The organism is Streptomyces sp. NBC_01549 (assembly GCF_026339955.1).
Lineage (GTDB): Bacteria > Actinomycetota > Actinomycetes > Streptomycetales > Streptomycetaceae > Streptomyces.
The window spans coordinates 108,088-121,628 of sequence record NZ_JAPEPW010000006.1 but is presented as its reverse complement, the minus strand read 5'-3'; the positions used below and the strand labels follow the sequence as shown (position 1 = coordinate 121,628).

6 protein-coding genes and 2 pseudogenes are annotated in these 13,541 nt (G+C 65.6%); 4 read left to right on the top strand and 4 right to left on the bottom strand.

Annotated features, from left to right (window positions below):
• Positions 1 to 122 precede the first annotated feature (122 nt).
• A pseudogene (locus OG819_RS56720) lies at positions 123 to 718 on the top strand (IS5 family transposase); the annotation flags it as partial.
• A gap of 1,461 nt (positions 719 to 2,179) precedes the next feature.
• Positions 2,180 to 6,574 (top strand): Tat pathway signal protein, encoded by a 4,395-nt coding sequence (locus OG819_RS56715; protein ID WP_266658058.1) that lies wholly within the window; start codon positions 2,180 to 2,182, stop codon positions 6,572 to 6,574.
• 74 nt (positions 6,575 to 6,648) lie between these two features.
• Here the strand turns inward: OG819_RS56715 and OG819_RS56710 are convergent, their stop codons facing one another.
• A complete protein-coding gene (locus OG819_RS56710) occupies positions 6,649 to 7,257 on the bottom strand; it encodes an SMI1/KNR4 family protein (protein WP_266638388.1) in 609 nt (202 codons plus the stop codon).
• 364 nt (positions 7,258 to 7,621) lie between these two features.
• On the opposite strand from OG819_RS56710, the pseudogene OG819_RS56705 reads away from it, so the two are divergent.
• Positions 7,622 to 8,149: pseudogene (locus OG819_RS56705) on the top strand (DUF1707 domain-containing protein); the annotation flags it as partial.
• Here the strand turns inward: OG819_RS56705 and OG819_RS59470 are convergent.
• The 3 genes from OG819_RS59470 to OG819_RS56695 all read right to left on the bottom strand — a co-directional run bounded on the left by OG819_RS59470 (position 8,065) and on the right by OG819_RS56695 (position 12,461).
• Entirely contained in the window at positions 8,065 to 8,553 is a 489-nt protein-coding gene (locus tag OG819_RS59470) for an OsmC family peroxiredoxin (RefSeq protein ID WP_353962873.1), read from the bottom strand. The pseudogene OG819_RS56705 and the gene OG819_RS59470 sit on opposite strands and share 85 nt — an antisense overlap.
• Positions 8,554 to 8,765: 212 nt before the next feature.
• Positions 8,766 to 10,439, bottom strand: a complete 1,674-nt coding sequence (locus tag OG819_RS56700; protein WP_266658056.1) for an FAD-dependent oxidoreductase — start codon at positions 10,437 to 10,439, stop codon at positions 8,766 to 8,768.
• A gap of 540 nt (positions 10,440 to 10,979) precedes the next feature.
• A complete protein-coding gene (locus OG819_RS56695) occupies positions 10,980 to 12,461 on the bottom strand; it encodes an IS1182 family transposase (RefSeq protein WP_266652810.1) in 1,482 nt (493 codons plus the stop codon).
• 101 nt (positions 12,462 to 12,562) lie between these two features.
• On the opposite strand from OG819_RS56695, the gene OG819_RS56690 reads away from it, so the two are divergent.
• Positions 12,563 to 13,366: an aldo/keto reductase gene (locus tag OG819_RS56690; RefSeq protein WP_266658054.1), complete on the top strand. Its 804-nt coding sequence runs from the start codon at positions 12,563 to 12,565 to the stop codon at positions 13,364 to 13,366.
• The last annotated feature ends 175 nt before the right edge of the window (positions 13,367 to 13,541 follow it).

Genomic DNA, 13,541 nt, shown 5'->3' with positions numbered 1-13,541 from the left:
CCACCCCGCCGCGGAACCAGTAGCGGCTGGAGCGTCCGAGGTTCATCAGGGCGTCGTTGTCGTAGGACCGACGGCCCATGAGGTCGACCGCGAAGATTCCCACCCAGGCCGTGCCGGTCGGCGGCTGTGCCTGGCGGGCGTTGCCGCCTGGCTTCGGGGTCTCGAAGTCCGCTGCCCATCAACGGTTCCTGATCTGGTCCAGAGCCGGCGTCTGGGGCCGCCTGCACGAAGTGGTCTTGCACCGGCTCGACGACGCCGGCTTCATCGACGTCACCCGTGTCGTCCTGGACACCGCCCACGACCGGGCGAATAGGGGGCGAACACACGGGTCCGAGCCCCGTGGACCGGGGCAAGCCGGGTTCCAAGATGCACGTCCTGCCGGACGCGAACGGACTGCCCCTGGTCGTCGGCGTCTCGGCCGGCAATACCCATGACAGCGAGGGGCTGAAGCCCATGGTGGCGGTTCACCAAACGAGACAGGCCCCGGATCGCGGTCGCCACTTCAAGCCTCAGCGCCTGCACGCGGACAAGGCATACGGCAGACCGGACCTGCGGAAATGGTTACGCGGCAAGCGCATTGGAGTCCGAATCGCCCGCAAGGGTATTGAGTCCAGCGAACGGCTGGGCTGTCGCAGGTGGGTGATCGAAAGGACGACATCGTGGCTGTTCGGTTACCGCAGACTCAGCCCTCGATACGAGCGCAATCCCCCGCAACTACCACTTGACGACGGCGCCAACAGGTAAACGCAAGGTGTTGCACACAGCGGGACTCCATCTTCAGGTGGCGTTGGAGCAGTCGTGAACTCGGGTGGTGTGCAGCGGAATTGGCGACTAGTCATATGCTCACCCCACCTGGGAAGTTCCTCATGGTTGATGCACTTCTTCTTTCACGGCTTGGGAAAATCTTGGTGCGACCGAGGGATCACACCATCCTTCCTCGCCGTGGGTTTGCACAGGGTAAATGTTTCGAAAGAGCGGTATCGGACCGCTTCGGTCCGACGCCACAAGTGACGGTCTTTGACGTCTCTTTGGGAACTTCCGAGGTTTGCCTTGAGGTCCGCTGAGGTCTCGCGGGTGTACCTTCGACCCGCCTGTTACGTTCAACGCCGCCCGCGATCACAGTGCCCCCACAGAAACCGCACATCGGGCTGCGGCGGGGTGCTGCGGGAGACGGACCAGGCACATATCCGGCCGTTGTACCTGGCGGCCGGAACGGGGAGGGGAAACATGAAGCGCGTTCCTGTGTGGGTGAGGACTTTAGCCGTAGCCGTCGCACCCGCCGGTGCGGTGGTCTACGGCGCTCTCCGCCCCACTCACGAGGCGAGTGTCGCACCGCTGCGGCCGTATCACGGGCCATACAAGTTGCTTCAGGTCCCCTTCGCCATCACCAACAACGGCCACGCGGGCGCCCCGTACAGCGTGTACTTCACCATGTCCGTCGGGGACGGCGCTGCCAAGAAGTCCTACCGGCAGGTGGCCACCAGCGACGGCCTCGCGCCTCACCACACCCAGGCCACGACCGGGGGCGTCAGCAGTGTCCGGAGCGGGGGCCGTCCGCATCGCGATCACCAACGTGCAGAAGCGGAGCCACGGTGACCTCCCTTTGCAGGAGGACCGCAGCGGATCCCGCCGTTGCAGCGTGTTCGCGAAACGACTGACTCCTGCCGTCCGTGCGGTCACGGCTGCTGCCGCGGTGGGTACGGCGCCTGTGGGCGCGGTGGTCCACGGCGGCGTCCGCTTCGCCCGGAGCGTCCCTGACGACGTCGCGGCCCCGCTCCCCTCTCCGGACTCAAGCAGCACCTGGTCGGCGGCGCCGTACGGCACACCCGGTCCCGCGCGGTGCCACTTCGGGGAAGCCGTCGTGTACGCCCTCGGCGGGGGATGTGATCGCGTATGCGCCGCGGCGGCGTCCGCGGTCGCGTGTCGGCCGTTCCGTTCGGCCTCACCCACCACGGCGGGTCGCCTCGCGACGACGAGATCACGGTGATCGTCACCGGGGCGACCCGTCCCGGGCCGCCTCAGAGGGCGTGTGTCTCCAGTGGCGGAACGCCGCCGCCGCACGCCACTCGAGCGCTGAGATCGACTTCGAGCCGTGACGCCGGTCTGGGACACATCGATGTCCGCATCACCCAAGTAGAGAAAAAGGGGACAAGTGATAGCCCGTCAGAGACGAAGCGCGGTGACGGTTCTCGCCGTTACCGCCGTGGTGGTGGGGCTGATACAGGCCCAGTCCGCCACCGCAAGACCCACCAGCCCCAAACCCGCGCGTGCGGCCTCGAAACCCACGGCCTCGACCGGGGCCGTCAAGGCCCCGGACACCACGCTGGGCAAGGGATGGAAGACCTCTACCGACCGGGCCGTGACCACCGCCGCCGACAGCGACGGACTTCACCTGCTCGTCGCGGACAGCAAGAAGGCCTACGCCTGGAAGACCGCAGCCGTCCTGAGCGAGCCTCAGCTTCCGGCCGACACCTGGATCGGCAACAGCTGCGTCATGGACGACCACCATGTGGCCGTCGTCTACGCACCCCGCACCTTCACCAACAAGCCGGACCTGATGATGGGCGGCGCGTTCACGGCGATCGTGAACCTCGATGACGGCAGCGTCACCAAGCTGCCGTTCACCGCATCGCTGGCCTACTTCGACCCGACGTGCAACCCGGCCACGCACACCGCCGTCTTCACCGCGCTCCGGGACGCCAAGACGCGCCTGGTCACGGTGAACACCAAGGGCGCCACCGTCGCGGACACCACTGCGAAGGGCGAGATCACCTCTGCCGTGCCCACCAAGGACGGTGTGGTCGCCGCCGCCGGGGATCGGCTCGTCCACGTCGACCGCAAGGGCAAGACGGCCAAGCTCGCCGCCACGAAGCACGCTCCGTACGGTATTCGTGTGACCGGTGACGGCACGGTCAGCTACATCGACCGCACAGGTGACACCGACGCCAACGTACAGACCTACGTACACGGCAAGAAGACGACCGTCGCGAGCGGCAAGCTCGCCGCCATGAACCTGCGCCAGGGCACGGACGGCACCGTCTACCTCACCGGCAAGGGCAGCCACGACAAGGGCTTCGCGGCCAGCGGCATCAAGGCCCTGAACGTCTCACCCGACGCGGAAATCTCCACCCATGGACGCCTGGCCGTCGACCCGGTCGTCTCCCCGGCCGTGCTGGCGGGCGTCGACCGCATCAACAACGCCGGGCGCGGCTTCACCAAGACCGCGAGCAAGGAACCCGCAGCCGAGGCGACGCCCGGCCACATCAGCCATACGCTGACCATCACCGGAGCGGTTCCGGGCACGGGTAAGCACACGAAGCAGAAGGCCGCGGAACCCGGCAGCACCGCGGGCGGCAGGCGGTCGCCGGCGCTGACCGGTTCCTCGAAGCCGCAGATGTCGACGATGAGCATGATGACCACGGCCGACGACGACTCCAGGGCCAACGATCCGGTCGACAGCGACCGCTGGTGTTCGGTGCCCCGTAACGACGTCGCCACCCAGGCCCTTCAGCCGACTCCGAACCAGGTCGAATGGGCCGTGGACATGGCCGTCCAGGGCAACCTGCGTTCCGGCTACCTCACGCAGGGCGGCTGGCGATCGCAGACCGGGATCTCCACGATCGACCCGCAGGGCTTGTTCCCGAAGCCGGCGCTGACCGGTGGAGGGCGCATTCCCGCACAGGTCCAACTGGGCATCCTCGCCCAGGAGTCCAACCTGTGGCAGGCCGAATCCGGTGCCATCCCCGGCCAGATGGGCAGCCCGCTCGCGGCCGTCGACGGTTTCTACGGACACCAGACCGGAGGCTCGCTCTCCGACTTCTGGACCATCCGCTGGGACAAGTCCGACTGCGGCTACGGCGTCGGACAGGTCACCGACGGCATGCGCAAGGCCGGATACGAGAAGGAGGGCGAAACCTCCCTCCCGGCCAGCACCCAGCGCGCGGTCGCCATCGACTACGCCACCAACATCGCCGCGTCGCTCTACATCCTCGCCGACAAGTGGAACGAGGTCCACGAGTCCGGCCAGACGATCGCCGTGAACAACGACGACCCGGCCAAGCCCGAGAACTGGTTCACCGCCGTGTGGAACTACAACCTCGGCTTCAACAAGAAGGCGGACGAGGCAACCAACGGCAACTGGGGCCTGGGCTGGTACAACAACCCCGCCAATCCCGTCTATCCGGCATCCCGGCTGGCCTTCATGAACACCGACCTCGACCCGCTGGCCGCCAAGGACGCCGCGCATCCCCAGAACTGGCCGTACGAGGAGAAGGTGATGGGCTGGGCCTCCTGGTCCATCGACACCGGCCACTCCTACGCCACCTCCGGCCGCCAGGACTGGCCGGGCGAGTCCGGCTTCTCCTCCGCCGGCTTCCGCCCCGCCTACTGGAACGGCACCACCGGGACCGTCATAGACCCGGCCAGCGCAAAATACCACCGGGCGCACGCCACACCGCCGCTCGACGCGTTCTGCAACACCAAGAACAACTGCAATACGGCCAGCCCGCCCGACTGCCCCGACGCCGATTGCTACAAGCAGTACTGGTGGCACGAGTCCAACACCACCTGGAAGTCCGACTGCGCCACCAGTTGCGGCTTCGAGAACATCAAGTACCAGACCCTGATCAGTGAACCCGGCCGCGGCACCCGACTCCAGCACGGTACCCCCGTCTGCTCCGGAGCACCTGGCAACTCCCTGGTCGTCGATGACGTACCCGCGGGCACCAACACCTGGAGCAACTGCGGCACCACCACAACAGACGGCTCGTTCCAGTTCACCTTCTACCCCGACCCGAACGCGACCGGACCGGGGCTCGGGCAATACGACGCGAAGGCCGACCTGCACCAGATCGGCGGCGGCTACCAGGGCCACTTCTGGTACGCACACTCCCGCGACGCCGACCACCTCGGCGGCGACGGCGGACGCATGACCGTCCTCGGTGACTGGAAGCTCAGTGCCCCCATCGCTGGCGGCCAGGCCAAGGTTTGGGCTCACATCCCCGACACCGGCGCCCAGACCAACGAAGCCATCTACTCCATCGTCACCCCGTTCGGAACGGTCAAGAAGACCATCGACCAGAGTGCCTCCGAAAGCAATTCTTGGGTCTCTCTCGGCGCCTACCGCTTCAACGACTCGATTCCCGAAGTCCAGCTCTCCAACGCCAACAGCAATGGATCAGCAACGGACGACCTCGCCTGGGACGCTATCGCCTTCACCCCCGGGGACTACAGTGGCATGCCGCAGGTCAACTTCGCGGCGGAGAATCCGGACGCCCCAGATATCGACGACATCTCCGCCCAGGAGCCAGAAGATGCCCCGGCTCCCACATCTGAAGGCATATCCGCCGATACAAAGAGCACTGCACAAGCCAACGGCACAGGCGAATTTGGCAAGTGCTCGAAGGGCAGCAACGGAATCCAGCTGTGCATAGGATCCTACAAGCCGTGGAGCGAGCTTCCGAAAACCCCAGCCAAGGCAGCGACTAAGAAATCTGTCGCCACTGCTGCGGCAGGATCCGAGCCCGTTCCGTGGTGCAAGACTGCTCCAGGCTCTCCCTTCCAGTACACCCGCACCCAGGGATGCCTCCGAGGCGGCTATGCCCTCTACGCCAGAAACACCGACGGCGACGTCATCGGTGGCGGCAATGTCAAGATCGTTCAAGAGATCGATCTCGATCCGAATTCTGAGAAATTCACTACCTGGACAGAATTCTCCTTGCCGGACCTGGTCGGAGTTCCATCCGCAACGTTGGACCAGTACTTCGAGAACTGCTGGGCCATGAGTGACTGCACTGCAGACCCGCCGGGCGCCTGGACCGGCAGCACCACTTGGACACAAGGAGACGAGCACACCGCCTCACGAACGGACACGTACAGCTGGAACAAGGTCGCCGGAGGGGAGGCGAAGCTCGGTCTGGACTGGAACACCAGCTGGAGCGCTCCCGGGACCTCCGTCACCGCGAACAATCAGTGGAGGGACACAGCATTCACCATCCGCTGTGACAACAAAGTCGGCGGAAACAGTGGCTGCGTGTTCTCTAACGTGACCCCGACCATGTTCCTCGAACGTGCCAAGTATCCGGCGGCAGCCGCGTACTACTGGATTCTGATGGAGAAGTTGGCCTCCCATCCGGGGAGCAAGAAGTACAACCAGCCTCTTCACCGCCTCGCTGACGATGCAGTCGCGAAGGACAACCGTAATAAGATGTGCAAACTCGCGGTCGCTGAGTGGAATCCTCCCACAGCGGCAATCGGGGCAAGCTGCGACGAGTACCCTTTCGCGAAGTCACGGGAAAGCGGTGGCATGACACTCGCCTCTGGCAAGTCATGCGTTCAGATGTACGCGGTGAGTAACTCCGACGGCACCTACACGCTCAAGCTCGATAAAAATTACGCCCTCCCGTCATGGAGCGAGGCCTGTGGGCGTGCTGCCATCACAGCCACCCAGAATACGGCAGCAGGCGGGAAGTTGGGTAGGTTCACCACTGAGGTGAGGCTGCTGGACAACGACGCCTACTACGTCAACACTGGTTACGAGAACTGCCATCTCGACGACGTCTGCGACTTGAGCTGATCCGGCCTCGAGGTTAAGTGTGCGGCCCACTGGATGAGAACATTTCCAGTGGGCCGCTGCACGCTTGGTAGGGATTATTCCTGCACCCTTTGAACGCCCCACTCAAGCATCCGCCCTTCATGCACGTAAGGAATTCTAGGAACAGCGGTTACCGGAGTCTGGTTCTCCACCGAGTTGCAAAGATCCTCCAACATGAGATCCATGCGGGGCCACAGCATCTGGTACTCCGGATCACCGAATGATATCTCGCCTATTTCTCCCGCATAATGATGACGGTGATCAACGAACAGCAAATCACCTGTTACGCATTGAGCAATGGGAACCCATCGAGTGTCGGCAATACGCCCGACAACCAACTGCTCATCACCTTCCGCGTGTGAATCTTCAACCATAGACACGAGATCACGATGCGAATTGATGATGCTGTCGACGTCCAGGAGGCTGTAACCGAGGAGGAACGCACCAGGCTGCGTACTCGACCTCCGTTTGGTGACTCCGTTGTGCAGCCTGATGATTCCCCTGACGTCTTCATGGAGGGGGAACCCCAGGTCACCTTCAAGGCGCTTGATCTCGTCGTCCGAAGCTCCCGGCAACAAGGACTCGTAGTCTTCGCGAGCATTTTCGGCCAGCCAGTGCTCAAGGCGGTTCCACAGCGGAATGAGGCCAGGTGTTTCAGTTGTCATGGTGCCTTTTATATCAACTGCGGCGGCGCTTGGGACCTTTACCCTCTTCGAGGACCAGGCCGGGTTCTCGGCGACGCCGCCCAACGCCCGTACCTGGAGCCGTCGCGCGGGCATTGCGTGGAGCACGATCAGGACCAGAGAGCTCAGGATCAGGCGGACCCCCTCCTTCGGGAAACGGCTGCCGCAGCCTCGCGTTCCACGTGTCGGGTATCGAGGCGTCTGAGCTTGCGGCGCACCCGCTCCCCAAGTTCTTCCGGACGCGCAGCACCGGTGTGAAGACGAGCGGGTGGCCTCCCCATCGGATGCCTTGCCCGCTACGGACGTTGGTGCGTTCGCATCGCCGGCATGGCAGTAGGGTGAAACGGTGGCCCCCTTACCGGAAGACACGCCGCCGCTGATCGGCGAAGACGACCGCGATACAGCCGTGCAGCGCCTGCAGGAGACGTACGCCGAAGGGCTCATCTCGCATGGGGAGTTGGACGAACGTCTCCACCATGTGCTCACCGCCAAGGCGCACAGCGAGCTCGTGTCGGCTCTGGCCTCACTCCCGGAGGAGCACCCGGGCATCACGTCAACAATCGCCGCCGCCGGCGGACGGATCCAGCGGCGCGGCGCATGGCGGGTGCCTCGGATCCTCAAGGTCGAGTCCGCCTTCGGAAGGGTGCGCCTGGATCTGTCCCGGGCGATCATCGAGCATCCGGTCGTCGACATAGAGCTGCAGCTTGGAATCGGCGGGGCCAGAATCACTGTGCCTCGCGACGCGGTCGTTGACGTCGAGGGTTTGCGCACTGAGTGGAAGGATCTGCGCTACAAGGCCCCGCGGCGTTCCCGCCCCGGCGGACCGAAGATTAGAATCTTCGGAGCCATGGGATTCGGACGATTGAAGATCCGGGTGACTTCGGGGACGCTCGCCAACGCACGGCTGACCGGGCAGGTCGCCTTCGCCGATTCAGCGAACTCACGGAACTCGGCCGGCCCGACCCCAGGGACCCTGCCCCGCGTCACGAGCTCGATCTTCGTGATCGTCGGAGAGCCGTCGACCGGCCGCAGTGTCACCGAAGCATCTGTCTCGATCGACTCGGCGGGGAAGCCCGCGCTCGCCAGCGCGCTGGCGAGGGCCATCGAGAAGCACGTGGCGTGAGCTGCACCGATGAGCTGCTCCGGGTTGGATCCGGGGCCGCCCTCGAAGCGGGACTTGTACGTCACGCCCCCGGCGATGCTGTCGCCGGCGGTGAAGTTCCCAGATCCGCTGGGGATGTCGCCGTTCCAGGTTGCATGTGCCTTCGAGACAGGCATGTGCCCTCCAAGCTTTGGATCGTTGGGTCGGCAAAGACGCCCATGCAGGCATCGTTGTCGATGGTCGGCTCTCCGCGACATCGCATATAGAGGTGAGCGGGGGTGACCGTGGTCAAGCTGCTACTCCTTCTTCGACGCGGCGCTCTCGGCGAGCTGACCGCGGGTGGCTGCCAGGCGGTCGGCTCCAGGAGCGCAGTGAATAGAGCCGATGGTCACAACATGTCTTCCCCGTCGACCCGGTGCCGCTCGAAGACCAGCCGTACCGCTGCGGATCCCTCACCGACCGCTGTGGCGACACGCTTGACACTCCCGCTTCGCACGTCGCCGACGCAGAACACGCCACGGACACTCGTTTCGAAAGGGAATGGCGCTCGATGGCCGGTCGCGAGAGCGTCGAGGTCGTGTCCCGTGAGCAGGAAACCCTCGGGGTCCATCGCCAGCTGGTTGTCGAGCCAGCCGGTGCAGGGCGTGGCGCCGATGAACACGAAGACCGCGGCGACCTCCAGGGCGGAGCGCTGACTGGTGGTCCGGTCCACCACCTCGAGCCCTGTGACCGAGGAATCCGCCGTGATGCCGACCGCTTCCGTTCGTACTCGTACATGGATCTTCGGATTGGAGGTGATCGCGTCTATCAGGTAGCGGGACATCGAATGCTCGAGGTCGTGTCCCCGTATCAGGAGGTACACCGGATCGGACGTCCGGGCCAGGAACATCGCCGCTTGGCCTGCCGAGTTCGCGCCGCCGATCACGGCCACGGGCCGCCCGGGCGCGTACCTTGCCTCAGCGACCGTCGCGGAGTAGTAGACGCCGTTGCCTTCCCAGGTTTCGATCCCGGGGACAGCCAGGCGCCGATAGTCGACTCCGCTGGCGATGACGACGTCGCGCGCCCTGAAAACCCGTTCGTCGTCGCAGGTGACGGTGTGTATGCCGTTCTGACTGGCGAAGGCCGCCGCCCGGGCGCTCCGGTGGAGCCGGACCCCGAACTTCGCCGCCTGGATCGTCCCCCGCGCAGCCAGCTCGGCACCCGAGAGACCGGCCGGAAATCCGAGGTAGTTCTCAATTCTGGAGGACGTACCAGCCTGGCCGCCGAAGGCCGCGGCATCGATGAGAGTGGTCTGTAGCCCTTCCGAGGCGCCGTACATCGCTGCCGCCAGACCGCCGGGGCCACCGCCGACAACGAGCAGGTCACCGACATCCTGGTTGTCGTCATCGACCGAGGTGAGCGGCTCTCCGAACTCCGCGGCGATGTCGGCCGGCTGTGGATTGCGCAGCATAGGCCGGCCGGGGATGAGGACGATAGGAAGGTCTGTCACAGGTATCCGGAGTTCTCGCAGAAGCGCCTCGGCCTCTGGCTGCTCTTCGAGATCCATCCAGTGCAAGGCTGTTCGGCTGAGCGAGAACGACTGCAGAAGCGCTCGGCAGCGTTCGTCGTACCGGGAACCGATGAGTGTGAGTCCTGCGCCCCTGCGCATCAGGTTCGCCCGGCGCTCCAGGAACGTCCGCAGGATGTATTCACTGAGGCCGGCGTCCTGCGCGACGAGCATGTGAATCTGATGGACCGGAACTCGCAGCAGTCGGCCTGGGGTCTTCATGACACCTGCAAAGCGGGAGTGCTCTCCCGTCAGCATGCCTATCTCGCCCAGGAACTCCGCGGGCCCGTATGAGGCGACCAGTCGCTCGTGCGCCTCACCGAGCCGGTCGACGATATCCGCAGACCCCTCGAGGACGACAAAGAAGTCGTAGGACGCATCGCCCGCCGCGAAGAGGGTCTCGCCGGAGTTCGCCGGAAACTCTGATCCGAGCGCTGCCAGTCTCTTGAGTTGGTCGCCGGAGAGCGGTGCGACCGGGGCCCATGCCGAGTGCTCGCCTCGTCCGACGGGGTCCATGTGGTGCCTTCTCTCGCTGGTGGGCAAGCACGGGTGGGCCCGTCCCTCAGGTTGTTCCATCCTCTGCTGGGGCTGTCTACCTGTCCCTCATCCAAAGAGGTGACGTCCGGGCCTCGGGCACCCATGCCCTGCCCGGTCAGCTTGCGGCGCGTCGGTCGCCCTGGGCTGTGGCTCCTACCTCCATTGGCTGATTAGACGGGTCGTAGGCAGCCGTGGAGCACCGTCGACCAGGATCGCCTGAATATGTGAGGGACCGGAAGTGCGTGAGGTGGGAGGTTGACTCACGTCGGCTGGGCCCACGCCGCCGTCGTCCCCAGATCTCAGCACGTGTGGAAAGAAGGAATCCCGGTGAGCACCACTCCCTCCCCAGCAGCGTCCTCCGGCACCTTCCTGCTAGGAGCGTGTCTGAGTAACGGGCAACTGGCCGGGAGGTCGTGATGGGCGGGATCGGTCGTGGTCGCTCGGTCAGCGCCTGTGGGGCCGATGAGCGGGTCGGTCGGAGGGGGATTTCGGCCCGCTGAGGCCGGTGTGGCCGGATGGTCAGCCGGCCAGGACGGCGAGTCCTGCGGTTCCGGCGTGTCGGAAGATCTTGCGGAGGTTGTGGCAGGCGGCCAGCAGTCGCCACTCGCCGCGGGCTCCGTCCTCGCCGCGGAGGAGGAGTTGGCGGCCGTTCTGGCAGGTCATGATCTGGCCGAAGACGGGTTCGACGATCGCTTTGCGGCGGCTGTAGGCGGCCTTGCCGGGCTTCGTCCGCAGTGTGCGGGCCATGCGCTCCTTGAGGGTGGCGCTGGCGGGGATGCGTCCGCGGGGTGCGGGCGGGACCTGTTCGTCGTGGCCGAGTCGGCCGGTGGCCATGAACGTATCGGTGCCGCAGGCGAGTTGGCGCTCTTTGGAGGCCTGCAGGTTGGTCTCGGAGCAGTAGCCGGCATCGACGAGGGCCTGCCCCGGGTGGACGCCGGTGTTCTGCGCGGACTGGTCGAGCATCGGGGTGTAGTTCAGCGCGTCCGAGGCGTTGGTGGTGATGTCGGCGGCCGTGATGACCTGGTGCTCTTCATCGACGACGGCCTGGGCGTTGTAGGCCTGGATGTAGGCGCCGTCGCTGTTCTTCATGATCCGCGAGTCGGGGTCGGTGAAGTTGGCCTGGGCCTTGGGCTTGGGCCGGGCCTTGGCTGCTGCCTGCTCGCCCGCGTCGGTGACGGCCCGCTCGTCGCTGGTCCCGGCGCGTTCCTGACGGCGGCGTTCCTTGTCTTCGGCGTGAGCGCGGGCCTTGTCGGCGGCCTCGGTCTCGATCTGCGCGCGGGCGGCCTGCAGCCTGGCCAGGCGCTTCTCGCGCCGGTCCAGCTCGGCGGGCAGGTCGGCCTCTTTGCCGTCCACGCCGAACCGGGCATCTTCGGCGGTATCGACTGCTTCGGCGTCGTCCAGCAGGGACCGGGCCGTGGCCTCCAGGGCGGCGATCTCGGCTTCGATCTGCTCTTCCTTGCCGATCAGGCGGCCGTAGCTCATCGCCTTGTGCTTGGATGCGCTGGCCTCCAGCTTGGTGCCGTCCAGCGCGACGCGGCCCATCTTGACCATGTCCAGCTTCCGCGCCAGGTGCAGCGACTGCAGGAACAGGCCGGCGAGCGCGTCCAGGTGGCGGCGGCGGAACCGGGCGATCGAGCGGAAGTCCGGAGCCTGGTCGGCGGCCAGGAACCGGAACGCGACGTCATCGACACACTTACGCGTGATCGCCCGCGAGGAGCGCACCCCGGTGGTGTAGCCGTAGATCAGCAGCCGCACCATCAGCCGCGGATCGTAGGGCGGGTAGCCGCGCTTTTCGGTGTAGTCCGCCAGGATCGGCGACAGGTCGAGCACCTCGTCGACCAGGTCGGCAACGAACCGGGCCAGGTGATCCTCGGGCAGCCAGTCGTCCAGCGACGGCGGCAGCAGCAGGACCTGGTGCGGGTCGAACGCCCGGAACGTCTTGTCCACCGCCGCCGGACGACCCTGCGGCTGCTCCTTCTCACCCGGCTCGATCTCGAACAGACCATCCCGATCACGCATACCGAGATCATCCCGCATGAATGATCACGAACCGCAAGCGGGGTGTCCGTTACTGAGACACGCTCCTAGGCGGTGATCTGCCGGTGCATCGCCTCGGATTCGGCGCGATGCGCATCACCGGGCCCGGCGTCTGGGGCGAACCGCAGGACCCCGACGAGGCGGTGAGGGTGCTGCGTCGGCTGGTCGAGCTCGGGGTGACGTTCATCGACACGGCGGATTCCTACGGTCCGTCCGTCAGCGAGCGGCTGATCAAGCAGGCGCTGCATCCGTACCCCGTCGATTTGGGCATCGCCACAAAGGGCGGTTTCACCCGGCCCGGTCCGGGCTTGTGGCAGCCGAACGGCCGGCCCGAGTACCTGAGGCAGCAGGCCGAGTTGAGCCTGCGGAACCTCGGTGGCGAGCGCATCGACCTGTACCAGCTGCACCGCATCGACCCGACGGTGCCGGTCGCGGACTCCCTCGGCGAGCTGACACGGCTCCAGCAAGAGGGAAAGATCCGGCACATCGGTCTGTCCCAGGTCTCGGTGGCCGAGCTCGAACAGGCCCGAGAGGCTGCCGAGATCGTGTCGGTCCAGAACCTCTACAATCTCGCCGACCGTACCTCCGAAGACGTCCTCGACTACTGTGAAGCCGAGAACCTCGCGTTCATCCCGTGGTTCCCCATCGCGACCGGCACGCTCGCCGAACCCAGTGGCCCGCTGGCGACGATCAGCAAGAGCCGCGGCGCGACGCCATCCCAGCTCGCACTCGCCTGGCTACTGCGCCGATCCCCAGTGATCCTGCCCATTCCCGGCACGTCGTCGGTTGCCCATATAGAGGAGAACGTCGCAGCGGCCTCGGTGCGGCTTTCGGACGAGGAGTTCGAAGCATTGACGAGGGCCGTCTGAGGCAGTCACATCCGCCGTTGGAGACTCCTGGCACCCGTGACAGTGGTCACGGGTGCCAGATCGTGCCGAAGCCGAGATCCTCGACAGTTCGCGGCTGAAGATATCGACGCGGCCCAGGGCCTGCGGTGCCAGTGCGATGGATCGCCTGGATCAGTCCTGTGTCGTCGTAGGCCAG

What these genes read in the sequence shown, in the direction of transcription:
- OG819_RS56710 (WP_266638388.1), bottom strand. Translation starts at nt 7,257, where the DNA reads ATGACAACTGAAACACCTGGCCTCATTCCGCTGTGGAACCGCCTTGAG.
- OG819_RS56700 (WP_266658056.1), bottom strand. Translation starts at nt 10,439, where the DNA reads ATGGACCCCGTCGGACGAGGCGAGCACTCGGCATGGGCCCCGGTCGCA.
- OG819_RS59470 (WP_353962873.1), bottom strand. Translation starts at nt 8,553, where the DNA reads ATGCCTGTCTCGAAGGCACATGCAACCTGGAACGGCGACATCCCCAGC.